General features: G+C 37.9%; 28 protein-coding genes and 2 riboswitches. Of the genes, 7 read left to right on the forward strand and 21 right to left on the reverse strand.

The genetic code is table 11. The features are described from left to right. Window positions 1-15: 15 nt before the first annotated feature. The 5 genes from ACJ2A9_RS01420 to ACJ2A9_RS01440 are packed head-to-tail and all read right to left on the reverse strand — an operon-like array spanning window position 16 to window position 2,468. Complete coding sequence (locus ACJ2A9_RS01420; protein WP_441419818.1) at window positions 16-321, reverse strand: hypothetical protein; 306 nt, start codon at window positions 319-321, stop codon at window positions 16-18. A 30-nt stretch (window positions 322-351) separates the two neighbouring features. Then, the gene (locus ACJ2A9_RS01425; RefSeq protein WP_441419819.1) at window positions 352-684 is read right to left on the reverse strand and encodes a hypothetical protein; all 333 of its coding nucleotides are present in this window, start codon (window positions 682-684) and stop codon (window positions 352-354) included. A gap of 34 nt (window positions 685-718) precedes the next feature. Continuing rightward, on the reverse strand, window positions 719-1,510 hold the full coding sequence (locus ACJ2A9_RS01430; protein ID WP_441419820.1) for a hypothetical protein: 792 nt from the start codon (window positions 1,508-1,510) through the stop codon (window positions 719-721). Between the two features lie 43 nt (window positions 1,511-1,553). Further along, window positions 1,554-2,024, reverse strand: a complete 471-nt coding sequence (locus tag ACJ2A9_RS01435; protein ID WP_441420379.1) for a hypothetical protein — start codon at window positions 2,022-2,024, stop codon at window positions 1,554-1,556. A 24-nt stretch (window positions 2,025-2,048) separates the two neighbouring features. Beyond that, the gene (locus ACJ2A9_RS01440; RefSeq protein ID WP_441419821.1) at window positions 2,049-2,468 is read right to left on the reverse strand and encodes a hypothetical protein; all 420 of its coding nucleotides are present in this window, start codon (window positions 2,466-2,468) and stop codon (window positions 2,049-2,051) included. A 175-nt stretch (window positions 2,469-2,643) separates the two neighbouring features. On the opposite strand from ACJ2A9_RS01440, the gene ACJ2A9_RS01445 reads away from it, so the two are divergent. After that, the gene (locus ACJ2A9_RS01445) at window positions 2,644-3,441 is read left to right on the forward strand and encodes a hypothetical protein (RefSeq protein WP_441419822.1); all 798 of its coding nucleotides are present in this window, start codon (window positions 2,644-2,646) and stop codon (window positions 3,439-3,441) included. Between the two features lie 22 nt (window positions 3,442-3,463). Here ACJ2A9_RS01445 and ACJ2A9_RS01450 read toward each other — a convergent pair whose 3' ends face one another. The 11 genes from ACJ2A9_RS01450 to ACJ2A9_RS01500 all read right to left on the reverse strand — a co-directional run bounded on the left by ACJ2A9_RS01450 (window position 3,464) and on the right by ACJ2A9_RS01500 (window position 11,595). Then, window positions 3,464-3,964, reverse strand: coding sequence for a hypothetical protein (locus tag ACJ2A9_RS01450; RefSeq protein ID WP_441419823.1), 501 nt, complete (start codon window positions 3,962-3,964; stop codon window positions 3,464-3,466). 177 nt (window positions 3,965-4,141) lie between these two features. Continuing rightward, on the reverse strand, window positions 4,142-5,071 hold the full coding sequence (locus tag ACJ2A9_RS01455) for a type II secretion system F family protein (RefSeq protein ID WP_441419824.1): 930 nt from the start codon (window positions 5,069-5,071) through the stop codon (window positions 4,142-4,144). 3 nt (window positions 5,072-5,074) lie between these two features. Continuing rightward, entirely contained in the window at window positions 5,075-6,034 is a 960-nt protein-coding gene (locus tag ACJ2A9_RS01460; protein ID WP_441419825.1) for a type II secretion system F family protein, read from the reverse strand. A 5-nt stretch (window positions 6,035-6,039) separates the two neighbouring features. Further along, a complete protein-coding gene (locus ACJ2A9_RS01465; RefSeq protein ID WP_441419826.1) occupies window positions 6,040-7,392 on the reverse strand; it encodes a CpaF family protein in 1,353 nt (450 codons plus the stop codon). Window positions 7,393-7,405: 13 nt separating this feature from the next. Further along, window positions 7,406-8,602 carry an AAA family ATPase gene (locus ACJ2A9_RS01470; protein ID WP_441419827.1) on the reverse strand — a complete coding sequence of 399 codons (1,197 nt, stop codon included), beginning with the start codon at window positions 8,600-8,602 and terminating at the stop codon, window positions 7,406-7,408. A gap of 45 nt (window positions 8,603-8,647) precedes the next feature. Next, complete coding sequence (cpaB, locus tag ACJ2A9_RS01475; RefSeq protein ID WP_441420380.1) at window positions 8,648-9,172, reverse strand: Flp pilus assembly protein CpaB; 525 nt, start codon at window positions 9,170-9,172, stop codon at window positions 8,648-8,650. Between the two features lie 19 nt (window positions 9,173-9,191). Further along, on the reverse strand, window positions 9,192-10,094 hold the full coding sequence (locus ACJ2A9_RS01480) for a pilus assembly protein TadG-related protein (RefSeq protein WP_441419828.1): 903 nt from the start codon (window positions 10,092-10,094) through the stop codon (window positions 9,192-9,194). Continuing rightward, on the reverse strand, window positions 10,094-10,477 hold the full coding sequence (locus ACJ2A9_RS01485; protein ID WP_441419829.1) for a TadE/TadG family type IV pilus assembly protein: 384 nt from the start codon (window positions 10,475-10,477) through the stop codon (window positions 10,094-10,096). The genes ACJ2A9_RS01480 and ACJ2A9_RS01485 overlap by 1 nt, the downstream gene beginning before the upstream one ends. Further along, window positions 10,474-10,965 carry an A24 family peptidase gene (locus ACJ2A9_RS01490; RefSeq protein WP_441419830.1) on the reverse strand — a complete coding sequence of 164 codons (492 nt, stop codon included), beginning with the start codon at window positions 10,963-10,965 and terminating at the stop codon, window positions 10,474-10,476. The genes ACJ2A9_RS01485 and ACJ2A9_RS01490 overlap by 4 nt, the downstream gene beginning before the upstream one ends. 104 nt (window positions 10,966-11,069) lie before the next feature. Further along, the gene (locus tag ACJ2A9_RS01495; RefSeq protein WP_441419831.1) at window positions 11,070-11,237 is read right to left on the reverse strand and encodes a Flp family type IVb pilin; all 168 of its coding nucleotides are present in this window, start codon (window positions 11,235-11,237) and stop codon (window positions 11,070-11,072) included. 93 nt (window positions 11,238-11,330) lie between these two features. Then, window positions 11,331-11,415, reverse strand: a riboswitch (cyclic di-GMP riboswitch). A 12-nt stretch (window positions 11,416-11,427) separates the two neighbouring features. Beyond that, window positions 11,428-11,595 (reverse strand): Flp family type IVb pilin, encoded by a 168-nt coding sequence (locus ACJ2A9_RS01500; protein WP_441419832.1) that lies wholly within the window; start codon window positions 11,593-11,595, stop codon window positions 11,428-11,430. Between the two features lie 84 nt (window positions 11,596-11,679). Continuing rightward, window positions 11,680-11,765: riboswitch (cyclic di-GMP riboswitch) on the reverse strand. 253 nt (window positions 11,766-12,018) lie between these two features. Between ACJ2A9_RS01500 and ACJ2A9_RS01505 the strand changes: the two genes are divergently transcribed. Continuing rightward, on the forward strand, window positions 12,019-12,357 hold the full coding sequence (locus ACJ2A9_RS01505) for a DUF192 domain-containing protein (RefSeq protein ID WP_441419833.1): 339 nt from the start codon (window positions 12,019-12,021) through the stop codon (window positions 12,355-12,357). A gap of 82 nt (window positions 12,358-12,439) precedes the next feature. Here the strand turns inward: ACJ2A9_RS01505 and parC are convergent, their stop codons facing one another. The 3 genes from parC to ACJ2A9_RS01520 all read right to left on the reverse strand — a co-directional run bounded on the left by parC (window position 12,440) and on the right by ACJ2A9_RS01520 (window position 17,762). Continuing rightward, window positions 12,440-14,878, reverse strand: a complete 2,439-nt coding sequence (parC, locus tag ACJ2A9_RS01510) for a DNA topoisomerase IV subunit A (RefSeq protein WP_441419834.1) — start codon at window positions 14,876-14,878, stop codon at window positions 12,440-12,442. 2 nt (window positions 14,879-14,880) lie between these two features. Further along, the gene (gene parE / locus ACJ2A9_RS01515; protein ID WP_441419835.1) at window positions 14,881-16,860 is read right to left on the reverse strand and encodes a DNA topoisomerase IV subunit B; all 1,980 of its coding nucleotides are present in this window, start codon (window positions 16,858-16,860) and stop codon (window positions 14,881-14,883) included. Between the two features lie 488 nt (window positions 16,861-17,348). Then, the gene (locus ACJ2A9_RS01520; RefSeq protein WP_441419836.1) at window positions 17,349-17,762 is read right to left on the reverse strand and encodes a CoA-binding protein; all 414 of its coding nucleotides are present in this window, start codon (window positions 17,760-17,762) and stop codon (window positions 17,349-17,351) included. Window positions 17,763-17,959: 197 nt separating this feature from the next. On the opposite strand from ACJ2A9_RS01520, the gene ACJ2A9_RS01525 reads away from it, so the two are divergent. From ACJ2A9_RS01525 to ACJ2A9_RS01535, 3 genes are read left to right on the forward strand one after another with little or no spacing between them, the layout of a single operon-like run. Beyond that, window positions 17,960-18,196: a spore coat associated protein CotJA gene (locus tag ACJ2A9_RS01525; RefSeq protein WP_441419837.1), complete on the forward strand. Its 237-nt coding sequence runs from the start codon at window positions 17,960-17,962 to the stop codon at window positions 18,194-18,196. Next, window positions 18,186-18,452, forward strand: a complete 267-nt coding sequence (locus ACJ2A9_RS01530) for a spore coat protein CotJB (RefSeq protein ID WP_441419838.1) — start codon at window positions 18,186-18,188, stop codon at window positions 18,450-18,452. Before ACJ2A9_RS01525 ends, ACJ2A9_RS01530 begins: the two co-directional genes overlap by 11 nt. A 27-nt stretch (window positions 18,453-18,479) precedes the next feature. After that, window positions 18,480-19,049: a manganese catalase family protein gene (locus tag ACJ2A9_RS01535; RefSeq protein WP_441419839.1), complete on the forward strand. Its 570-nt coding sequence runs from the start codon at window positions 18,480-18,482 to the stop codon at window positions 19,047-19,049. Window positions 19,050-19,127: 78 nt separating this feature from the next. Here ACJ2A9_RS01535 and nfsA read toward each other — a convergent pair whose 3' ends face one another. Next, entirely contained in the window at window positions 19,128-19,877 is a 750-nt protein-coding gene (gene nfsA, locus ACJ2A9_RS01540) for an oxygen-insensitive NADPH nitroreductase (protein ID WP_441419840.1), read from the reverse strand. A 232-nt stretch (window positions 19,878-20,109) separates the two neighbouring features. Here nfsA and ACJ2A9_RS01545 point away from each other — a divergent pair, with 232 nt between their 5' ends. Further along, entirely contained in the window at window positions 20,110-21,192 is a 1,083-nt protein-coding gene (locus tag ACJ2A9_RS01545; RefSeq protein ID WP_441419841.1) for a tyrosine-type recombinase/integrase, read from the forward strand. Between the two features lie 92 nt (window positions 21,193-21,284). After that, on the forward strand, window positions 21,285-22,088 hold the full coding sequence (locus ACJ2A9_RS01550) for an Fpg/Nei family DNA glycosylase (protein WP_441419842.1): 804 nt from the start codon (window positions 21,285-21,287) through the stop codon (window positions 22,086-22,088). A 58-nt stretch (window positions 22,089-22,146) separates the two neighbouring features. Here ACJ2A9_RS01550 and narI read toward each other — a convergent pair whose 3' ends face one another. Then, window positions 22,147-22,842 (reverse strand): respiratory nitrate reductase subunit gamma, encoded by a 696-nt coding sequence (gene narI / locus ACJ2A9_RS01555; protein ID WP_441419843.1) that lies wholly within the window; start codon window positions 22,840-22,842, stop codon window positions 22,147-22,149. Window positions 22,843-22,872: the final 30 nt, after the last annotated feature.

The following is a 22,872-nucleotide window of genomic DNA, read 5'->3' on the forward strand; positions in this document are numbered from 1 at the left end:
CTCCTCACTAAACTATTAGTCTTCCTTTAATTGCGGTATTCTCGGTTGTCCTTTTCTCTGTATATAATAGGCTTCAACCTGATGAATATGAACATTCCACTGTCGGTTTTCCAATTCTGATATCGATGTGACCTTCACATCAATAACTGCATGGTCTTCGATAACATCGGCCAATTTACCAATGAAAACATATGGGAAGGAAGGAGTCAAAATGAAGATATTGTGACCAATCCCATTAATAAAATCCTGTATAAGCGCTTGATCATGTATGACATTTATTAACGGCAAAGAACCATCAAACATTCCAGATTCATGTTTCATTTGTTATCAGAACCCCCTATTAAACATAATTCAGGTAAGTGGAAGTCTTGCATCACAATCAAAGTCTGGAGTAAAGTGGGCAATTTTTTCTAATGGAATACTTAATGGAGTTGGAAAATTAAAGAATGGCGCATTTACGATTTTAATGTTGACTGGAAATAAAGTGAGATGTCCTTGTTGAACATCAGATATTTTCCCACAAAATATCGGGCGGAAGGTTTGACCAAATAAATTAAGCTGGTCTGATTCTGTTACAATTAAAATATTTTCTCCAATAAGTGCTTGTAATTCTCTCAGTAAACGATCTTCAATCTCCTCTGAGCTTTCATGTATATTGCCGCTCACATTTTTCTCGCTTGCCATGAAAACCCTCCTTTTATTAATAATTGAGAATATCTTATTCAGTATGATAGTGTTGAAGCACGTGCTTAAACAAACTAAGCAGTCGAATCGTTTCGATATACGTGATATCCTTTATAAGGACGTATTCCACACTTCCCCAGAATGACAATGTTAATTGATTATCTATTGAATTAATAATTTTCCCTGTTTTTTTATTACCTTCATCAAGATGAACCACGACCCAAGTTTCTTTCCAGGTGTCTAAATTAGTAAGCAGTGATTCTTCAAAAAATTGTTGTTTTACGAGGTCTCGCTTTGAAACTGTATCTCCAAATTGATGAAGGAGTTTGTAACGTAAATTGTTATCATAAAGATAATGCTGATGCGTATTCGAATAATTAGGCACCCCGAAAACAATATTCGCTGATTCAATCACTGAATACGGAATCCACATTCGTTTTTTCAAGTTTGTAAGCATGACAAAATCCCTGCCAATCGTACTTACTTTCCCTTCTTTATAACGTGATTCTCTACCACAATTAAAATAGATTTCGACTTGCTGATTGCGCTTTGATTTAAAAAACTTGCGTAGCTTTAGTATCTTTCCTCGTTTTTCATCTTGCTTAGATATATGAAATAAATTAGCACGGTCTATATATTCCATTAGTAACCGTGTCTCATCCGTTGTCGTCGTTGTCGTTGGTGAAGTCAACCCTTGCCCATTGCGTTCATTAAATTCATTGATAATGTCTTTCTTCACATGTTCTTGTTTTTGTTTTTCTAATAAATTTTCTACATACTCGTTTAAGTAAATACGCTTTTTCTTTCTTTCTTTTTGATTCACCATCCTGCCCTTCCTCTCTCTTTATGAAACTGATTTATTATCTCTATCAGACTCGCAAAGAGTAATATAGTAAACCAATAGACGTACTAACGAGAGCTGTTCCAAATAGGCTGAAGATAATCATATTTTGATCAACGCTATTTAAATAAGAAGCGGGCAAACCACATAATGCCGGATTTTCAATAACTGCACCAAACATTGTTCCCATAATCCCTCCAATGGCTCCATAGAAAAAACCCGCTAATAATGATTGAAATTTCACAAGAGATCCAAATAAAATTCCGATAGTCCCGCCAATTACGGTCGCAATAAAAGTAATAAGTACCAGGTTTGCAGGTAACAAAAAGTGAATGAGCATCGCAAGATTAACACTTAATACACCGCTGCTGCACATAGTCATAACCATCCCATAACGATCAGTGAACAATTTTCTTTTTTTATACATAAGGTTATATATTAGACTGCCTATTAACCCGTTCACTATTAAAATCATGATCAAAAGAAGGTTCATATTCACCTTTGACAAATCCCTTCCTTCTTGCTACGTATGTTTGGCGGAAAAAAATACTAGAATAAGTGAAAACAGAAAGACAGATTCAATAAAAGAAAGAAAAAGAATACTGTTATTTGCTGCTGCTCCAACCATAGGTGCCATGATTCCCATCATAAGACCATTAATATAACCAGTTAAAAGAGTTTGATAATCAAATAATCCGCCAAACAATCCGCCAATCAACATACCTAGCATTGTTGAGATGATCGTTATAAGTACAAATTTTAATGGGAACTGATAAATTAATATAATACCTGTTACAATCGCGCCAAAGCCTCCAACAAGCATAGAGATATTCATACCTAACTGAAACCCAATTAATTTTCTTAACTTATAAAGATAAACATAAATAAATCCGATCAGCACCAGGTTTCCATACAGTAGATAACCTAGATTTTCAATTAACACTAGATGCCACTCCTCCTACCACCTACTTCTTACATCTATGTTTTTATGGGCTTGCACTATTCAAGTTATTTTCTATTTTAATAAGCAATTTGAATTATCAAGAATTAGTCTGTTTGCCCAACCACAAAGCTAAATGAATCCATACAGTAGTTATATGACCCAAAGAAAGGAGGAATTGGCGATTTCAACTCGTAAGAAGGAAAAACAGACTCATACAGTGATAAAAAAACAAGATAGCCAAGATCCTATCACCCATAAGATGTTTTGTTGTCCAGAAAATGTACCAGTAAATGAGGATGACGGATTTTGCCTCCCTTGTAACTGTCCGGAACAAATTCCTCAACCAAAATTCCCGTCACCTAATACTGCCTTTTCTCCACAAGAATTCGTTGAAATAAAAAAATGTATTGAACAAGCGAATGAACTGTTGCTCGCCCTAGCCAATGATGATGACGATATAAATGAAAGAGCTCTTCAACTTAGTCTTCGCAAATTAAGAAAGCTAACTGTAGTAATCATCGTAAAATGCGGAGTCATGGGGAAAAAGATTTTAGGACGTTTTTTAGATGCAGGTAAAGATTTTATTGTCATGGAGAGTGTGGATACTAATAACATAATGGTTATCATTACGGACAGAGTTCTGTCTATTCATTTTGCGGATAGAAATGACAAACCTCATCAAGAACAAGAATTAATTAATATCGATCCATGCTTTAGACGTAACCTGACTTTTCATTTTAGCGAAGTCGTAACAAGAAGTCCTTTCCTGCTCAATTTATTTTTTGGTTTGGACTTAAGTATGTTCCTTGAAAGTTATGTTGGATATTATTGTTATGTGAAGACCAATAGTGATGAGCACGAACTTACAGGAACTTTCGTCAACGTAAGGAAAAGATCCGTTGTGCTTGAGGAGTATGGGGAAAAACAAGCCATAGACTTTGATGAAATGTGTATCATTGAACTAGAAAAGTAATTAAAAAATGAAGGAATCCACCTTAATAGAGGACTCCTTCATTTTTTAATTCATGAAGTTCTAAAATAACTTTACAACCTTGATGGCGAAATAGTTTAAAATTGATACTATCGGTTAATCCGGCTAACCGTAAGTGAATCCGATCATCGCAAAATGGAATAACATGATCATGTATGCGATTGAATTTCAGACGACATCTGCAATCATTAAAATGATGATGGCAGTGCGAACATGTCAGAGTATGTCTTTCGTTACAATCACAGTCAAGATTGACCCCGTCAACGCATTTGTTTCGGCAGTTACGATCAATCCATTTCACTTTTGAAATCCGGTCTGTTAGTACTCTAATGGTCGTTTGATTATCTCGCACTAGATCGATATGATTAACCCCAATATGACTAATTATGCCACTTAAAGTAATAACAGATCTTTTTCTTCCATGGCTTTTTGACTTAAAGATTTTCTGACCGAGGTGACCAAAGTGATCTTTTTTCGAGGGATCGGTAACACTTTTACTGTTCATGACCTTTTTTTTCCTCCTTCTTTACCTACTGTAATATATGAGTTTTCGTCCAAAGGCGTTCTCTACTTAACAGGGATTCCGCTCTTCTCATACTAGTAACACAAGGTAGGTATCCAATCCCTATATAGGAGGAGAATCTAAGTTATTTATGTCTAACTGGCCTTGGATCGGTATAATCTACAGAAATTCAATAACGAGATTCACAATTACAGGTCCAATAAGGACGATGAAAAGTGTTGGAAAAATGAAAAGAACCATTGGGATCAGCATTTTGACTGGTGCTTTCATTGCTTGTTCTTTCGCTGTATAACGTTGTTTTTCTCGAATTCGCTGTGTTTGTGTTCTGAGTACTTTACTCATCCCTATCCCCATTTGATCAGCTTGAATGATTGAGCCCATAACACTTTTGAAAAAGTCAGACGGTACCCGCTCTCTTAACTCCGTAAATGCTTGTTTTCTTGATTTTCCCAGTTTCATATCCTCTAATGCTGATAGAAATTCCTTTGATAGTGATGTATCCATTTGACTGCATACTTTTTTTAGAGCCCCATCCAGTCCCATCCCAGCCTCAATTGAAACATTTAACATATCAAAGAAATCAGGCATTGCTTTATCAATCAGTTTTGTTTGCAGTTTACTCTTAGCCGTTAAGTAGTAATTAGTATAGGCATAGACAAAAATCGCTACAAATCCTGATAGTATTAGGACCTTCATCGTTTCTCCTGATGCAGGTATAAATAATATCATAAACAAAAAAAATATGCTCATTGGTAAAAATAATTGCAGGAGAATAAAATCACCGGCTGACATACCAAACGGATGTCCTGCAGCTTGTAATTTCTTCTCGATCTGCTCCATTTTTTGCTTTGGCATCTTCCCAATAGCCATGCCACGAATTTTTATAAACAACGGTTGAATTAATCGCTGATAAAACGATTTCTTAGAAAGCTCTTCATCGTGATCTATTTGCATCTCGGCTTCGTTTGTTATAAAAGGACTTGTTCTACGTTGTATAATCATTCTATCGCGATAAACTCGAATGAGGACGATGAGTCCAACCGATGTGAAAAATAAAAATGAGACCAAACATAATAGTAGATTTATCATACATTACACCTCAATCGTGACGACCTTCTGAATAAAAATCCATCCTAAGATACCAGATACCGTCCCTCCTCCTAATAACACCCAGCCTAAAGGATGAGTGAACATTGGGCTAAAAAATTCAGGATTCATGACATTGATTAGTAAGCCTAGTACAACAGGTAATAAAGTGATGACTAAAGCTGACATCCTTCCTTGCGAAGTTAATGCTTTTAATTCATCCTTCATTCTTACTCTCTCAGAAATTGTTTCTTGAATGGTTTCCAGAATCGTAGCCAAATTCCCCCCAGTAGACCGTTGGATTAACACAGCTGTGACAACAATTTCCAGGTCTTTATTTGGTAACCGTTGCAAGAGGTTGTCAAAAGCCACCTCAGTAGAAATTCCTAAATTGATTTCCTTTATTGTTCGTTGAAACTCTGTTCCAAGTGGGTCTGGTAACTCCTTCGATACTAATTGCATCGCCTGCATAAAGCTAAAACCTGACTTCATCGCATTTGCCATGATTTCTAATGCTTGCGGCAATTGTTGCGCACTAGCCGCAATTCTGGCACTCTTTTTCTTTTTTACGTAAACCGATAGCAGTTGCCAGCCAATAAAACCTAACAAAATCGAAACAACAAAGTGTCCACCTAACAATAAGGAAAAAACAAAGGCCATGCCAAAAATGATAATCCGAATTGTAATAAATTCCTCAACCTTTAGCGGTAAACCTGCACTTTCCAATTCATTCTCAAGCTTATTTCGCTTCGTATCAGAAGTTTTTATATTCTTCGAGATACGATGAATGAGGTTCTTCATAGGTGTTTTTTTCATTGGTGTTTTCACATTTTCATAGACAACGTTATTAGATTTATTAGAAATAAATTGCTCGATTCTTCGTTTTACTTTTTGCTGACGTTTTAAAAAAAACATTCCAATAAAAACAAAGCTAAGTGTAGATAGGATAAAAATGATGAGTATCACCAATGTCACTCCCCTTGGAACCAAGCGGCAGGTAGCTCATAGCCATATTGCTCCAGCTTTTCAGAACAGTACGGACGAATCCCTGTGGAAATATGTTTCCCAATCACTTTTCCGTCTGCAGTTGTTCCCGTTTGATTAAACATAAATAAGTCTTGCAAGACGATCGTTTCACCTTCCATTCCAATAACCTCTGTTATACTAACAATTTTTCGGCTTCCATCCTTTAATCGTGATTGTTGAATAATGAGGTCAATGGCACCGGCCATTTGTTCTCTAATTGCTCGGATTGGCAAATCCATTCCAGCCATTAAGACCATCGTTTCAAGACGCGATAACATTTCACGTGGTGAATTCGAATGACCTGTTGCTAATGATCCATCATGACCAGTGTTCATCGCTTGAAGCATGTCCAATGCTTCACCGCTTCTAACCTCACCGATAACGATTCGATCAGGTCTCATTCGAAGAGAGTTTTTAACAAGATCACGTATCGTAACTGAGCCTTTTCCTTCAATATTCGGCGGCCTTGTCTCTAAAGAAACAACATGATCCTGTAAGAGTTGCAGCTCTGCCGCATCTTCTATTGTTACAATTCTTTCGTCATGTGGGATAAAGGAGGATAGGACATTTAATAAACTCGTTTTCCCACTCCCTGTTCCACCGCTAATAAAAATGTTGAGCCTTGCTTTAACACAAGCATCAAGAAACTGTGCCATTTCATCAGTCATCGATCCAAAACCAATCAAATCAGAGATTTGCAGACGATTTTGTGGAAATTTTCGAATGGTAATGGACGGTCCCACTAATGATAATGGCGGGATAATTGCGTTCACCCTTGAGCCATCAGGAAGACGAGCATCGACCATTGGACTGCTTTCATCAATTCTTCTGCCAAGTGGTGAGACAATTTTTTCGATGACCTGTAAAACATGCTCATTATCACGGAAGTAATAGTCACTTAATATGAGTTTCCCTTTTTTCTCGACATAAATTTGAAATGGCCCATTAACCATAATTTCTGAAACATCTGGATCATTTAATAAGGCGGTAATTGGTCCAAAGCCAATTAACTCATATGTCACAGTATTCGTTAACTCTTGTTTATCTTCAAATGATAAACGTTCATTTTTGTCATTGAGAAACTTCATGGCCTCTGTTTCAATGAGTTCCTTTTGCTCGTCATCAGATAGGTTAGGTTTCTTTTTTAACTCGGTAATCAGGTGGCTTTGTAATGCTTTTTTTAGCTCTGACTCCTTTGGTCTGTTTGCTTCCCTATTTTTTAATGAAATATGGTCTTGTCCTTGTTCATTCGTAACAGTAGAGAGATTTTTTTCATTAAGACGTTTTAATAATGACATGTAACATCTCCCTTTATTTTTTATTTTTGCTTAGGAAAAACGATCGTTTCTTCTTTTCTTGCTTTCTTGCCTGTGTGCCTACTGGTTTTAGATTGACTAACTGTTCCGATAGTTTCATCAATGCTTTGGCTACTGGCTTTCTTGGTGCCATTGTGACAAATGGTTCACCTTTATTGATCGATGAAATGACAGTGCGGTAGTCACTTGGAATTGTTGCTTCAATCTTTACCCCCAATACATTCTCAACCACTTCCTTTGTCATGCCTTCTGAATCGGAATCTCGGTTTAAGATTGGTTTGATCTTCTCTTTAAGTCCTAATAAATCCAACGTTTCAATCGCCAATTTCCCATTTTTCAATGCTGGCAAATCTAATGTGGCAACGAGAATAATAATATCGGAATGCTCTAGAGCTACTAAACTTGTTTCAACAAAGGCTGGGGGAGTATCAACGATAATGATATCGTACTCTTTTTTCATCGTTTCTAACAGATATGCGATATGTTCTCCTGTAACCAATTCTGCAAATTCCGGTTGTGTCGGGGCTGCGATAATATCAATTCCACTCTTATTGTGTAATACATACCGGTCAATGGATTTATCGCCGTTCTCATAAGACTGCTTGACCCAGTCATAGATTGATTGGTTGATTTGCTGGTCAAACAACAGGGCGACATCACCAAATTGTAAATCTAAATCAATGACTGCAACCTTTAAGTTATGTTTGTTTAAGGACACGGCAGTATTAACACTAATCGTAGTTTTCCCTACACCGCCTTTTGTACTGCAAACCGTAATAACCTTGCCTTCCTTTTCATCATCATCTCTACTGGAGTCACCTTCGAGCTTTAACTGAACAACTTTTTCAGCTTTTGTGACCGATTCAATTACTTCCGCTTCATCGCTTTCAATATCAAGGACATCAACAGCACCGGCAAACATCGCTTTTTTGTAATCGATATTGTCTTTATTTAATAATAAAAGTACAGCTGTAAGTGGGAACGTTCGTGTAATTTCCTGACAAATGTCGTATGGATTATTGCTACTATTAGGCCCGATAATGACAACGGTTCCTTTAGCTAATGCCAGGTCCGCTTTCAAATCAGAAACTATATCAAAAATCTTGCTGCTTTTTTTCAAATCAACAAGCATCATTTTAACGGCGGTTGAGTACATTCTTTTTTCAGATAAAATAAAATAATTCATTCTCATATTCGTATCATTCCTTTTATCCTGAACAACGGGCAGTTAAAACGCCTATTTCATTAATTGCTCTAAGGATATTTTCACCTGTGGTGAAGGGGCCTCATCTTCTCCTCCGCGAAGCATAAGAGTCATCACACCAATTTCTTGTACATAAGCAAGTGTCGCCCCTTCAGACGGACTTACTTCTAGGGTAACCATTTCATATGGCTCCTGATTCGCATCTGGCTCATTTGTTACTGTTTTGCCAACCGCTATGATTTTTACATTGCTGAGAATCACTTGTGATGATGTATGTTCATCCGTTGGTAAAGGTAGTACAGCGACAATATCAACGTAAGATCCTGGTCTCACAAAGCCTGACACACTTTGAATAGAATTTACTGCAATCGACATCGCTCTTTTTCCTGCTTCAATTTCAAAGGCATCCACTGGGTCCTCCTCAGGACTTGTTTCCTCTACTACTTCCTGGGCTGCCATTACTGACTGTTCATTTGTTTCATCTTGGGAGGCTACTAGATAGATCAAAATGGACATCACCATGCCAAATGTGATAGCCAGCATCCAAAGTTTTTTCATATTCACGTTCATCACCTATTTACTGTGTAAGTTTATATCCATATGTTCCGAAATTGGATTGATTTGGAGAAGATTCACCTGATTGAGCAACCTGTATAAACCGTCCTACAACTTCTGCACCTTGGTTTGTTGAAGAGACACTTTCGATAAAAAATGAAGCAAAACCAACAACACGAACTTGTTTTATTTGATTTTGATCCAATTGAACCGGCTCATAAATTGGGACGAGCACAACACGAGCACAGCCTGGTGGGTAATTTAAATAGGTAGCATTGGGACAAGCTGATATCCTCGGTTGTATCCCATCCCTCGTCGGCCCGGCAAGGTTTCCGGTTTCCGTACTTAAGGTTGACCCTACCTTTAACTCAAATCCATACCCATTCATTAAATCCGTCGTGTAGTTTTTGGCACCGGGACCTGTTAAGGCGATTGCCCCAAAGTTCCCACTAGCCGAATCACTGACCTTTAACGTTTGACTAACACCAAAAGCTAAATTATGAGTTGGTTGAACGCCTAAAGGAATCGCTCCTATTCCAGATTGGATTGGGAGTAAGTCAACTCTCGCCCTTGCTTGGATGGTTGGTTCACTAATTCCGAGTACAGTCGCAAAGTGCATTGTTGCTTGTTTATTTGCGGTGACCTCAATGGATGTATTTTGAATCCTTGTTGAAAAATGACTCAAATCACCTTGATTAAATTGTATCGTTTTATTGACTTCTCCTTGTGCTTTGGCATGAAAACTCGGAAGCTCCTGCGCACCCGCTAATGCCGCCGCATCAACGATTTTTTGGAGTCTGTTTTTTTCAAGGTAAAGGGAACCCGCATCAAGGACTAAAGCCATAAACCCGATAAAAATTGACATACTAAATGCCACTAAAACAATAACAGCACCATCTTCTTTTTTTAGAAAGTTATTCAGCATCATTCAATCCTCATTACCGTTTTCGATTGCAGCACTACGGTTTCAGGTAATATTTCTTTAAACAATGGAATGGAGAATGTTACTGGATAAGACAAATGAACGGTGACATATGTGCCACGCGATCGACTTCCCTTTGAAGGTGAGATTGAAACGTTCATTGCACTTGATGTTAAGGTTGGAGCAGCTGCACTTATCCTTTCATGAATTTGTGCATCCGTTCCACCAACACTCGCTACTCTGGCAGCTTCCCGTCCTGCATGCTCAAGAGTAAGATAAGAATGGAATATACGACCGAAGTCAATAATTCCAAACAATAAAAATAAGAGTATCGTTAATGATAAAGCTAATTCAACAGTTGCTTGACCTTTTTGTGATCTAATCAAAATACATTCACTCCCGTGTAGCAAACTGTACCTAAAACGATCGCCACGCCGTAGGGAAAAGCATGATGGTATTCATTTTTATTCAAACTGTCCAGTGATCTAAGTTGAGCTGAAAAGAAAATTCGCTTTAACGTATTTATTAGCTCTTTTTGCTTAAGTAAAATGACGAAGGCAATCATTCCGCCAATGATTGTAATATAGATAAAGGAACCGAAAACAAAACCTGTTCCTTGTAATGCACCAATTGCCATAAGTAGCTTGACATCACCTGCGGCCATTCCTCCTAACACATAAGGGATCACTAATAACCCAAATCCCATTAAGAAGCCAAATAAACTAAATAAAAACCCTTCCCAGCCGAGTGTTGCAGTGTTAATAATAAAACCTAACAAGATAGCAGGAAATGTAACAACATTGAAAATTTTTCTGTTTTTCAAGTCAGTAAAGAATGAAATAGCTAAAATGATAAAGAGGATTGCAATTGTCATGAAAGATCACCTCGAAAAAAATCCTACTTTCTGCTGTAGATAAAGTAGGATTTTTAGAATTAACATATAATAGTTGTTAGGAATTTAGTAATAAGTAATGACCCTTATTTCAGAACAGACTCTTTAAGTGCCTCAACCTTTGTTTTTAAAGTATCACCAAAGGCAACAAATGCTGCAATTGCTCCAACTGCAATTACTCCTAAAATTAAGCCGTACTCTGTCATTCCTTGTCCTTCTTCTTCTTTTACAAATCGTTTTACTGCGTTCATCATTGCGTGTGACCACCCTTCAGAATATAAAATTATTTTAATATAATGTCATAAAAAAATACTACCCCCGAAGATAGTATCAATGTGATCACTATTTCCGGCAACTGGCTGGCATATCGTTTTTGATGAAGCCCCTCTAGTTTTGCGTCTCAAGGTTTCCCTTGGTTTGCCTTTATCATTTTTTATTTATCTATTAATTTAAGATAGAGTCTTTTAACGCTTCAACCTTAGTTTTTAATGCATCTCCAAAGGCAACGAATGCTGCAATTGCTCCAACTGCAATTACTCCTAAAATTAAGCCGTACTCTGTCATTCCTTGTCCTTCTTCTTCTTTTACAAATCGTTTTACTGCGTTCATCATTGCGTGTGACCACCTTTCAAAATGTTTGGTTTTTGTCATAAAAAAATACTACTCCCCGAAGAATAGTATCTGGTGATCACTATTTTCGGCAACTGGCTGGCATATCGCTTTTCGATGAAGCCCCTCTAGTTTTGCGTCCCAAGATTTCCCTTGGTTTGCCCTTATCATAATTTTATAAAAAGCAACAACAAGCTTCCTGTTTGTTGTTGTCGAAGTGTGTCATTGCTTATGAACTAATATTATCACCCGAATTAATATTGTACAATAGCAACATTATTCCTCTATTACCAAAAAATACACCTATATTAAATCGTTTATTTTACATATAATACGCTCAATCTTAATAAAATAAGTCCGTTATATCTACGTTTTTTTAATGTTTGTTACTATTAATTATGAGATAGAGTAAAAGGTCGTGAGGAAATGAAATTAATTTCAGGGAATCAAATACATAATATTCCAATAACAATTTCAAATTATGATACATTTTTTCAAAGAACAAAAGGGTTAATGTTTCGTTTTAAGCCGATTGTTAATGAAGGAATAATACTTTCCCCATGTAATTCGATTCATATGTTTTTTATGTTTTTCTCGATCGATGTTGTATTTATAAATGCCAATAATGAAATTGTTTTTGTTAAGGAACATGTAAAACCATGGACAGCAATTTTTCCGGTAAAAAATGCAAAAGCAGCAATCGAGTTACCGGCTGGTACCATTTCAAAATATTCCATTCAAAAAGGAGACAGAATTGAGCTTTAGCAGAAAAGCACCAGAACATTACCCCGAACAAAAAATAACTATCAAACAGAGGTAGCTCCGTTTGATAGTTATTTTCACCTTACTATTCTTTTTCCGGTACAATTTCTTTCCATACATCAACAACCAGTCCGACTTGATTTTCATCAAGAACAAATGAACCATTACTGTATCGGTCGGTTGGGTTTAATTGCTGTGAATCTATGACTTCAATATGACCTTTTTCAGCTTGTATGAACATTTGTTCGTCCCCTTCAGTTATTACTTCAAAAGCAACAATACGATGTGGATTTCGCTTTAATTCCCGGAGCATGATTAGACCGCGCTTTGCACGTGACGTCTTCTCAAACTCACTTAATTTCATCTTCTTCATCGCACCCCGTTGTGTGACAACGAATAATTCAGCATACTGATCAGTCGCAATCACTTTGCCGTTCACAACTAAATCATCTTCTTTTAAATTAATCCCTTTTACACCTGAAGCACGTTGACCGACAATGCTGACTTCCTCTTCACTGTACCAGAGTCCGTAGCCAAAATGAGTAACAAGGAAAACATCATTTGTTCCATCGGTTAAAAAGACATCAACGACTTCATCATCCTCTTCTTTTAATTTTAATGCCATTAGTGCCCTTGAAGTTCGTTGTGCTTTATATAACGTCAGCTCTGACTTTTTAATCATTCCTTTTTTCGTTATGAACAGAAGGAAATAACCGCCATTAAATTCTTGAATTGGAATGGCTTGAATAATTTGATCATCACGTTCCATCGTGACAATATTTGCGACATGCTGACCGCTATCCTTCCAGCGTATATCCGGAAGCTGATGGACTGGAATATACAAGTAATTTCCCTTTTTCGTAAACAGTAACAGCGTATCGGTTGTACTCATGTCAAAGTGAGCAAGCAGCCTGTCCGTCTCTTTCATTCCGGGACTTTCCCCGTTTGAGGCGGCATATGAGCGCGGGCTCGTCCGTTTTACATAGCCGTCCTTCGTGACTGTTACCACCGTGTCTTCTTGAGGAACCATTACTTCCAAGTTGATCTTAATTTCCTCAATCTCATCCTCGATCACAGTTCTACGCTCATCAACAAACTGCTTTTTATTTTTAAGCAGCTCTTTCTTAATAACAGAAATTAATTTCTTTTCACTGCCTAAAATTTCTTGAAGTTGCTTGATCTTCTTATCGAGTTCATCAGCCTCTTTTTCAAGTGTAGTCACATCGGTATTCGTAAGGCGATATAGCTGTAATGTCACAATCGCTTCTGATTGAGCCTCAGTAAAGCCAAAACGGGCGATTAAGTTATCCTTTGCATCACGCTTATCCTTGGAGGCGCGAATCGTTTCGATCACTTCATCAAGAATTGAAATCGCTTTGATGAGACCTTCAACTACATGCTGACGCTCCTCAGCTTTGCGCAATTCATACTTAGAACGCTTTGTTACAACGTCCTTCTGATGGTCAATGTATGCTTGCAGCAGCTTTTTTAGGCCCATTAGCTGTGGTGTTTTGTTGTAGATCGCCACCATATTAAAGTTATATGAAATCTGTAAATCTGTATTTTTATATAAATAGTTTAAAATGCCATTCGCATCGGCATCTTTTCGTAATTCAACGACAATTCGAAGTCCTGTTCTGTCTGTTTCATCACGTACTTCAGCAATCCCGTCAACTTTTTTATCCAAACGAAGCTCATCCATTTTCTTTACGAGGTTCGCTTTAACAATTTCATAAGGAATTTCAGTGATGACAATTTGCTGTTTTCCACCTTTAACCGTTTCAATTTCTGTTTTCCCGCGAACAACAACTTTTCCCTTACCTGTTTCGTATGCTTTACGGATGCCATCCTTCCCTTGAATCGTTCCTCCAGTTGGAAAATCTGGCCCTTTTACAATTTTCATCAACTCATCTAATGAAACAGATGGGTTTTCCATTTGCAAGATGACACCATCAATAACTTCACCTAAATGATGCGGTGGAATATCCGTTGCATATCCGGCTGAAATCCCAGTTGAACCATTGACAAGCAAATTTGGATACATTGCTGGTAAGACAACCGGCTCTTCGAGTGAATCATCAAAGTTCGGGATAAAATCGACGGTTTCCTTCTCAATATCACGTAAAAGCTCAGACGAAATCGCGGACAACCTTGCTTCTGTATAACGCATTGCTGCAGGTGGATCACCGTCAATTGAACCATTGTTACCATGCATTTCAATCAGTAGATTGCGCAATTTCCAATCCTGACTCATTCGAACCATTGCTTCATACACCGAGGAGTCACCGTGCGGGTGATAGTTACCAATGACATTACCAACTGTTTTTGCTGATTTACGGAACGGCTTATCGGCCGTATTCCCATCTTTGTACATCGCATATAAAATACGGCGTTGTACTGGCTTTAAGCCGTCTCTTGCATCAGGCAAGGCACGGTCTTGAATAATGTATTTACTATAGCGACCAAATCGATCCCCAATGACATCTTCTAGGGGGAGGTCTAAATAACGTTCATCTGATAGCAAAATTACATACCCCCTCTGTCAATTGAAAGATTTTCGTTTTCTAAAATATTTGTTTCCTCATCTAATCCGAATGCAACATTTGTTTCAATCCATTTCCGACGCGGCTCTACTTTATCACCCATCAGTGTTGAAACGCGACGTTCAGCTCTTGCAGCATCATCGATTTTAACACGAATAAGTGTTCTCGTTTCAGGGTCCATTGTTGTTTCCCACAGCTGAGTAGCATCCATTTCACCAAGACCTTTGTAGCGCTGAATAATATAACCTTTACCGACCTTTTTAATCGCGTCCTTTAAACCGTCTTCGTCCCAGGCGTATTCAATCACTTCTTTCTTACCGGTCCCTTTACTTACTTTATAAAGCGGCGGCAGAGCAATATATACTTTGCCTACTTCAATTAACGGACGCATATAACGGTAGAAGAATGTCAGCAACAATACTTGTATATGAGCGCCATCTGTATCAGCATCCGTCATAATAATAATCTTATCGTAATTGATATCTTCCACTTTGAAATCAGCACCGACATCGCCGCCAATGGCATAGATGATCGTTTTAATTTCCTCATTTTTCATAATATCCGCAAGCTTTGCTTTTTCCGTGTTGATGACTTTTCCGCGCAGAGGCAGAACAGCCTGAAACTTGCGATCACGTCCTTGCTTTGCAGATCCACCGGCAGAATCACCCTCAACAAGATATAATTCGTTGCGCTCTGAGTTTTTCGATTGTGCAGGCGTAAGTTTACCGCTAAGCATCGCATCTTTACGCTTGTTTTTCTTGCCGCTTCTCGCTTCTTCCCGGGCTTTACGGGCTGCCTCCCTTGCTTGTGCTGCTTTAATAGACTTTTTAATGAGCATATTACTCATTTCCGGGTTTTCCTCAAGGAAAAAGGACAGCTTCTCTGACACAACTGCGTCAACAGCAGAACGAGCCTCAGGTGTTCCAAGCTTCCCTTTCGTTTGACCCTCAAACTGCAGCTTTTCTTCAGGTACACGAATCGAAATGACAGCAGTAAAGCCTTCACGAATATCAGAACCGTCTAAGTTTTTGTCTTTTTCTTTTAATAAATTGACCTTCCTAGCATATTCATTCACAACACGCGTAAGCGCTGTTTTCGCACCTGACTCATGGGTACCGCCGTCTTTCGTACGTACATTATTAACAAAGGAAAGTACGTTCTCCGTGTAGGCATCATTAAATTGAAACGAAAACTCAACGGAAATTCCATTTTGTTCGCCTTGAAAAAATACAACTGGATGTAATGTTTCTTTATCCTCATTCAAATATTCAACGAACGCTTCAATCCCGGTTTCGTAATGAAAAAGTTCATGATTTTCCTCATGCCCTTTGCGTTCATCTTTAATTTCAATCTTTAACCCTTTAAGTAAAAAGGCTGCTTCACGTAAACGTTCAGTTATGGTCTCAAAATTGTAAGTTGTGGTACTGAATATGCTCGGATCAGGTTTGAAGTGAATCTTTGTTCCCGTTTTCTTTGTTGTTCCGACTTTTTCAAGTGTTGTTACTGGTTTCCCTCCATTTTCAAAGCGCTGTTTAAAAATATGACCGTCACGCTTTATTTCTACTTCAAGCCATTCTGAAAGGGCATTCACAACAGAAGCCCCAACACCATGTAAACCACCGCTTGTCGCGTATCCGCCTTGCCCGAATTTTCCCCCTGCATGGAGAATCGTTAGGATAACTTCGGGAGTTGGCTTACCCATTTTATGCATACCCGTTGGCATCCCGCGCCCTTCATCACTAACACTAATACTATTATCTTTATGTATGATTACTTTAATATGGTCACCATATCCAGCTAATACTTCGTCGACTGAATTATCAACGATTTCATAGACAAGATGGTGCAATCCTCGACTATCTGTACTTCCTATATACATCCCTGGACGTTTCCTTACCGCCTCAAGACCTTCTAAAACTTGTATCGCATCATCATTATATTCAATTGTTTTTTTTGTAGCCAAAGTGGAAACTCCTTTCCATTTCATATCAAAAATAGAGCGTTTCCATTACGATAATTGCTCTATGTAATGTCGTTTATATTTACGCTTTGCAGGGCTTTCTATTTTAGCATATCGCTATTACGTTGTGTTACAAAAAATTTTTCGGCAATGAACCTGACTGGTATAAAGTATTCCATTTTATGAAAGACAAGCAAAGTCACTTATGTTTCATTTTACCGATAATTTCTTCATTCGCAAACTTTTTTCTACATCAACGGCTTAATCCCCTTTAATCTTCAGCGAAAATTTTTTTATAAGTGGACTATTATTCGGCTGTTTTTAGTTGTAAAAAATTAAAAGGGAATATAAGCAAGCCGTTTCATAGTAGGATATACCATACATCAATTCATATCTAAAAAACGTATGCTCATATGCGTTTTCTTAAAAAAACATTAACTGAACTAAAAAATAAAGAACCTCTAATCTAAAAATAGAGGCTCTTTCATCCATTATTTTGTCATTGCATGTTCGACTTTAATGCAACGATCCATGATCACTGTAATTTCTTTTTCTTTTAAGTAGTCATAGGCTTCTTCATTCGCGACACCTAATTGTGCCCAGAAGACGTCAGGGTTAATTTCAGCTGCTTCCTTCGCGATCTCTGGTAAAAATTCGCTGCGACGAAATACATTAACAATATCGACGTGTCCCTCAATCTCCTTTAATGAGCCAACAGACTTCACACCTAATACTTCATCTACACTTGGGTTAACAGGAATGATGTCATAACCCGCATCTTGCATTGCTTTTGATACCATATACGAAGTTCGCTCTGGGTTGTTTGATAAGCCAACAACAGCAATTCGCTTACTGTTCTTTAAAATTTCTTTAATTTCTTCTCGACTAGGATTCTCAATAGGCATTGGATTCCCTCCTTCATTATCAATAGAAAATATAACCAATTTTATTGTAGCTTATTCTCTCCGCGAAAACAAAACAGTTTGCTTATTAAACTGTGTCTTTACGAAGTCATTTTTTCACGAATTTATGAAAAATGGTCCTTACATTTACGAAGACGATCGTCTTTTTAAATGTAATCATAAACATAAGGAGGATTAAAATGGAGTTTACACCGATAAAATACTGGCACCCTTATATTAGTCCATTTGACCCTTGTCCGCCTATGAGAGTAAAGTGTTATTCAACTCCGCCACATTTGTATATTTGCTATCAACCCTATGGCTGGCCGCAATTTTCACCTCGAGAAGCACTTTATGCCGGTACGTTATGGCCTGCTCTTTACGACCCATATAAAGGCCCGTGCAATCAATTGGGGGTGAGAAATAATGAGTCATAAACAGCTGCCACCTGAGTTTTACCCGTTAATGGAACAGCTTCAAGCAATTGATTTTGTTCTTGTTGAATTAACACTGTACTTAGATACTCATCCCAATGATGTAGAGGCAATCCGTCAGTTTAACACATGCGCCAAGCAACGAAAATATATTAAACGTCAGGTTGAAGCAATTTATGGTCCACTTCAGCAATATGGAAACAGCTACAGCGGTTGTCCGTGGAACTGGAATGACTCACCATGGCCATGGCAAATATAGCGAAGCGAAGGGGGATCTAACGAAAACATGTGGATTTATGAGAAGAAACTACAATATCCGGTAAAAGTAAGTCAATGTAACCCGCAATTAGCAAAATATTTAATTGAGCAATATGGTGGTGCTGATGGTGAATTAGCTGCAGCTCTTCGTTATCTCAATCAGCGTTATTCCATCCCCGATAAGGTTGTAGGGTTATTAACAGATATCGGAACAGAGGAATTTGCGCACCTTGAAATGATAGCAACAATGGTTTATAAGCTGACAAAGGATGCCACACCAGAACAAATGAAAGCAGCTGGACTGGGTGATCATTATGCGAACCATGATAAAGCATTATTTTATCATAATGCTGCTGGTGTTCCGTGGACCGCATCTTACATTGCAGCAAAAGGAGATCCTATCGCTGATTTGTATGAAGATATTGCCGCAGAAGAAAAAGCACGGGCAACGTACCAATGGCTCATCGATATGTCCGATGACCCGGATATTAATGATAGTTTAGCATTCTTACGTGAGCGTGAAATCATCCATTCCCTGCGCTTTAGAGAAGCAGTTGAAATATTAAAAGAAGAACGTGACCGGAAAAAGTTTTTTTAAAAGGTCCAAAAAAAAACAGAAAGGTGTACTCAAACTGAGCACCTTTCTGCTTTAATATAATTATTGTAAATTATAGTGTTACTGATTTGAAAACCCCTTTTTCTCTATGAACTCTTTCATATACATTCTCTTTGGCTGTTCAAGCATTTTCATCATTTGCTCGGACCAGCGATCGGTTCTCTTTCCTTTTGTCCGTTCTGTGTAATAAGCAGATACAATGTCATCATACTGCTTGATTTGCTCTTTATACTGTCTCTCATCTTGCATATACTCGTCCTCATGGTAAATATGTTCCAAAGGAAGACGTGGTTTTTTCGATGAGGAATGTGCCGGATAGCCAACACTTAAGCCAAATAATGGGATCACTCGTTTCGGTACATTTAACAGCTTACTTACCTCAACAAGATTATTTCGTAATCCTCCAATATAACATATACCTAAGCCCATTGATTCTGCTGCCATTGCTGCATTTTGCGCGGCAAGTGCGGCATCAATCACAGCAACCATGAATTTTTCAGTACTTTCAAGTGACTCTGTAATATCTACGTTTTCAACATTAGAAATGACCTCATGACGGTGAAGATCAGCACAAAAAACAAAAAAATGCCCATTTTTAGCAACGTAGCCCTGTTCCCCAGCGAGCGTCGCTAACGTTTCCTTTTTCACTTGATCCTTCACACCGATAATCGAATAGGCTTGAATATAACTGGATGTCGATGCTGCCTGTGCGCATTGAACAATCATTTTGATCTGCTCATCAGTCAATAAGCGATCTTCGAATTTTCGGATTGACCTGTGCTGTAACAAAGTTTCTATTATTTCATTCAACGATATCAGCTCCTATTGAGTTTGTTTCTTCCAACTATCTTAACTATTTGATTATAGTGAAATTATACCAAAAATATGTAAACATAAGAAACCAACCAATCAACATTGTTCTTATGAAAAACAACTGTATGATTAACTAGATTCCCAGTGTTAATTGCTTTATAATAGTTCCATGAAACATATATTTCACGTAACTATTATATTGCAATGATTGTTGAGGTGGTAAGGTAAAGTGTCATTATTTGCAAAATTAAACAAGCAGCAGTCACAGCAACATATGAACAAAACAACGATTCCAATACATATTAGAGAGCAATATCGTTACTTTAGTGAAATGCCGTCCTTTATCCAGGATTATTTAATGAGCCGAATCTCTATTGGATTCTCTAGTTCAACGATTCAGCGATATTTGTATGACTATAAATACTTTTTTGATTATGTGAAAGCAGTTACTGGAGAAAAAGAGTTACAGATGCAGGATGTTCAATTGGATGACTTTATCGAAATTGATCAAATAGGCATCAAAAACTATATTGAATATTTGGCAATCTATGTTGAGAATAATGCCAAAACAATAAATCGAAAACTATCAGCCTTAAAATCTCTTTTTGATTATTTAAAGCAACAGAATATAATCAAAGTCAATCCTGTTGATGGCATTGAGCGGCCAAAAATAAAAAAGCGTGATCCCATTTATTTACAACGAACGGAATATAAACAGTTACTAGAATTCATTTTGTCCGACGAAGGTTTAAGTGCGAGGCAGCGTCCCTTCCATCATCGTTTTAAAAAACGTGACATCGCGATTATTCATATGCTGATGATGACTGGACTGCGTATTTCAGAATTATGTAAATTAACATTGAAGGATATTGATTTAGGAAAGAAAGAAATTTCTGTTACTGGAAAAGGAAATAAACAACGAACAATTCCAATAAGCGATGGGACGCTTATAGTGCTTGAAGATTACCTGAACTCGTTGCCAACTGGGGTGATCCCCACTCAGCCTAGCGATTCTTTATTTATCGGCTTTGACTTTATCACAAAGGAATATAAACGGGACATTTCTATTAGTGCCGTGCAAAAAATGCTGGCGCGTCATCTAACACGGGCAAAGAAACACCTCTCCTTTTTAACATACAAACATATTACGGCTCATAAGCTACGTCATAGCTTTGCAACTGAGCTTGTTTACCAAGGTGTTGATGTGTTAACAGTACAAAACCTTCTCGGCCACGAATCAGTGGCGACAACGCAAATTTACGCACATGTTCAAAACAGCACAAAGAAGAAAGCAGTCTCACTGCTCGATTAAGTTTACATAATATTATTATCGTAACCTATGCATGTTTTTGCTCATTCAAAAAATAATAGTGTTAATAACTAATTTGCGAAGGAGATTTTTACATGCCTGAACTACCAGAAATGGAAACATACAAACGTCTCTTACATGAACGAGTCCGTGGAAAAAAGATAGACCAAGTAATCATTAACAGAGAAAAATCAATTAACGTTCCTGTTCCCTCCTTTCTCGCAGAGGTTCAATCAGCAACAGTTGTTGAGGTTGAACGAAAAGCTAAGCACTTATTGTTTCATTTAAATTCAGGAAAGACACTCCTGCTCCACTTAATGCTTGGCGGCTGGATGTATTTTGGTCCTGATGAAGACAGCCCTGATCGAACAAAACAAATTATTTTATCTTTTCAGAACGGTAATCTTTACTTTATCGGTTTACGTCTTGGCTACCTACATCTCGTTGATGAGCAGTACCTTAAGGAAGAATTGGCTGATTTAGGTCCTGAGCCACTCGATCCTGCTTTTACGAAGGAAGGATTTTTCGAACACATTAGGAACAGGCGTGGCATGTTAAAAACAACATTAGTCAATCAATCATTTTTATCTGGAATTGGAAATTGCTACAGTGATGAAATTTGTTTTCAAGCACAGCTTCATCCCGCGACAAAGGCAGACGAATTGACTGATGTGCAAAAATTATCCCTGTATGAAGCAATCCGCCAAATACTACAAAGCGGAATTGCCCAAGGCGGCTATATGGATCATCCATTTTTTATGGGGGACCAGCTAACCGGTGGCTATAAAACCCTTGTCTATGACCGTGAAGATCAACCATGTTTCCGCTGTAAAAACCCGATTCAGTTAGAAGAGCTATCATCAAAAAAATCCTTCTTTTGCCCCGTTTGTCAACATTAAGAGCTGAAAAAAATGGCTTAGAGAGATCCCCTAAGCCATTTTCTGTAGCTAGCTGAATTTAATCATTCTGGTTCTGGTACTCATCACGCGCTCGGTATTGCTGTGGTGCTCGAGCTGGATACCTTCCGGGAAAGCTAAACATATGCACGAGCTGCGTAAAGGGAATTGAAGCAAATAGAATAAATGATAAGATGACATGTACTTGAAACAACGGTGGTACGGCTGACATTAGCTCATATTCCGGTTGAAAAGCGAGTAAGCTTCGAAACCACGGTCCTATTGTTAAGCGGTACTCATAAGCAATCACCGTCGTATTATAAATAATGGTCATATACGTCCCTAATCCAGCAACAATGAGTAACAGAATCACTGTGAAGTAATCGCTGAATGTAGCATGAACCTTCACGCGAGGATTTGTCACCTTACGAATGAGCAGTACTACTAAACCAAGTACAACCAACAGACCGGCAAGACCCCCGCCCCAAATCGCAAGGACGTGGTACATATGATCAGTAACTCCCATCGCTTCATACACATGAATTGGAATCAATACACCCATGATATGTCCGATAAAAGCAAAAACAATTCCCCAGTGAAAAAGTAACGAACCGGTTCTTAACCACTTCTTCTCGAAGATTTCAGTGGATGGTGCATAAATACTGTCTCTTCGGAAAATAAAGCGGTAAATCGTTACAGCAATAAAAATTGTTAACGTGAGATAAGGGAAAATTACCCACCAAAAAATACCTTCCATTTGTATCCTCCTTAGTTGCCAACTTTAAAG

The sequence above is a fragment of the Anaerobacillus sp. MEB173 genome (assembly GCF_052119505.1).
Lineage (GTDB): Bacteria > Bacillota > Bacilli > Bacillales > JBJMAU01 > JBJMAU01.

Bases quoted from the DNA above. Each gene is read 5' to 3' on its own strand.
- ACJ2A9_RS01420 (WP_441419818.1), bottom strand. From the start codon at position 321: ATGAAACATGAATCTGGAATGTTTGATGGTTCTTTGCCGTTAATAAAT.
- ACJ2A9_RS01425 (WP_441419819.1), bottom strand. From the start codon at position 684: ATGGCAAGCGAGAAAAATGTGAGCGGCAATATACATGAAAGCTCAGAG.
- ACJ2A9_RS01430 (WP_441419820.1), bottom strand. From the start codon at position 1,510: ATGGTGAATCAAAAAGAAAGAAAGAAAAAGCGTATTTACTTAAACGAG.
- ACJ2A9_RS01450 (WP_441419823.1), bottom strand. From the start codon at position 3,964: ATGAACAGTAAAAGTGTTACCGATCCCTCGAAAAAAGATCACTTTGGT.
- ACJ2A9_RS01455 (WP_441419824.1), bottom strand. From the start codon at position 5,071: ATGATAAATCTACTATTATGTTTGGTCTCATTTTTATTTTTCACATCG.
- ACJ2A9_RS01465 (WP_441419826.1), bottom strand. From the start codon at position 7,392: ATGTCATTATTAAAACGTCTTAATGAAAAAAATCTCTCTACTGTTACG.
- ACJ2A9_RS01470 (WP_441419827.1), bottom strand. From the start codon at position 8,602: ATGAGAATGAATTATTTTATTTTATCTGAAAAAAGAATGTACTCAACC.
- cpaB (WP_441420380.1), bottom strand. From the start codon at position 9,172: ATGAAAAAACTTTGGATGCTGGCTATCACATTTGGCATGGTGATGTCC.
- ACJ2A9_RS01480 (WP_441419828.1), bottom strand. From the start codon at position 10,094: ATGCTGAATAACTTTCTAAAAAAAGAAGATGGTGCTGTTATTGTTTTA.
- ACJ2A9_RS01490 (WP_441419830.1), bottom strand. From the start codon at position 10,965: ATGACAATTGCAATCCTCTTTATCATTTTAGCTATTTCATTCTTTACT.
- ACJ2A9_RS01495 (WP_441419831.1), bottom strand. From the start codon at position 11,237: ATGATGAACGCAGTAAAACGATTTGTAAAAGAAGAAGAAGGACAAGGA.
- ACJ2A9_RS01500 (WP_441419832.1), bottom strand. From the start codon at position 11,595: ATGATGAACGCAGTAAAACGATTTGTAAAAGAAGAAGAAGGACAAGGA.
- ACJ2A9_RS01505 (WP_441419833.1), top strand. From the start codon at position 12,019: ATGAAATTAATTTCAGGGAATCAAATACATAATATTCCAATAACAATT.
- ACJ2A9_RS01520 (WP_441419836.1), bottom strand. From the start codon at position 17,762: ATGCCTATTGAGAATCCTAGTCGAGAAGAAATTAAAGAAATTTTAAAG.
- ACJ2A9_RS01525 (WP_441419837.1), top strand. From the start codon at position 17,960: ATGGAGTTTACACCGATAAAATACTGGCACCCTTATATTAGTCCATTT.
- ACJ2A9_RS01530 (WP_441419838.1), top strand. From the start codon at position 18,186: ATGAGTCATAAACAGCTGCCACCTGAGTTTTACCCGTTAATGGAACAG.
- ACJ2A9_RS01535 (WP_441419839.1), top strand. From the start codon at position 18,480: ATGTGGATTTATGAGAAGAAACTACAATATCCGGTAAAAGTAAGTCAA.
- ACJ2A9_RS01550 (WP_441419842.1), top strand. From the start codon at position 21,285: ATGCCTGAACTACCAGAAATGGAAACATACAAACGTCTCTTACATGAA.
- narI (WP_441419843.1), bottom strand. From the start codon at position 22,842: ATGGAAGGTATTTTTTGGTGGGTAATTTTCCCTTATCTCACGTTAACA.